This is a genomic window from Rhizobium sp. IY2, from assembly GCF_047532935.1.
Lineage (GTDB): Bacteria > Pseudomonadota > Alphaproteobacteria > Rhizobiales > Rhizobiaceae > Rhizobium > Rhizobium anhuiense.
This window is the reverse complement of record NZ_JBLKNU010000040.1, coordinates 1-587: the sequence shown is the minus strand read 5'-3', so window position 1 is coordinate 587 and position 587 is coordinate 1. Positions and strand designations below refer to the sequence as shown.

The 587-nt window shown below is 60.1% G+C and carries 1 protein-coding gene; it reads right to left on the bottom strand.

Features of this window, described 5'->3' with window-relative positions:
• Positions 1-29 precede the first annotated feature (29 nt).
• Positions 30-587: carbohydrate ABC transporter permease (locus tag ACMUVN_RS33280; RefSeq protein ID WP_143541098.1), on the bottom strand; the 558-nt coding region annotated here is incomplete at its 5' end.

The window sequence follows — 587 nt, the reverse complement described above, 5'->3', positions numbered from 1 at the left end:
AGACCGGAGATTTCGAGGAAGGCCATGGATTACCCTTTGACAGCGCCCGCCATCAGACCGCGCACGAAGTAGCGGCCGGCGAGGATATAGACGATGAGCGTCGGCACGGCGGCGATCATCGCCGCCGCCATGTTGACATTGTATTCGACCACCCCGGTCGAGGTGTTGACGACATTGTTGAGCGCCACCGTCATCGGCATGGAATCGCCGGTGCCGGCATAGGCCGAGGCAAACAGGAAGTCGTTCCAGATATTGGTGAACTGGTAGATGACGGTGACGACGATGATCGGCAGCGAGTTCGGCAGCATGATGCGCCGGAAGATCTGGAAGAAGCTGGCGCCGTCGACCTGGGCGGCTCGCACCAGTTCGGTCGGAAAGGCCTCGTAGAAATTGCGGAAGAACAGCGTCGTGAAGCCGAGGCCATAGACGACATGGACGAAGACCAGATTGACGGTCGGATTGCCGAAGCCGAAGGCAAAGCCGGTGGCGTTCTGCAGCGTCATGCCGAAGCGGCCGAGCGAACCGAGGATCGTCGCCATCGGCAACAGCACCGACTGGAACGGAATGAAGCAGGCAAACAGCATCAG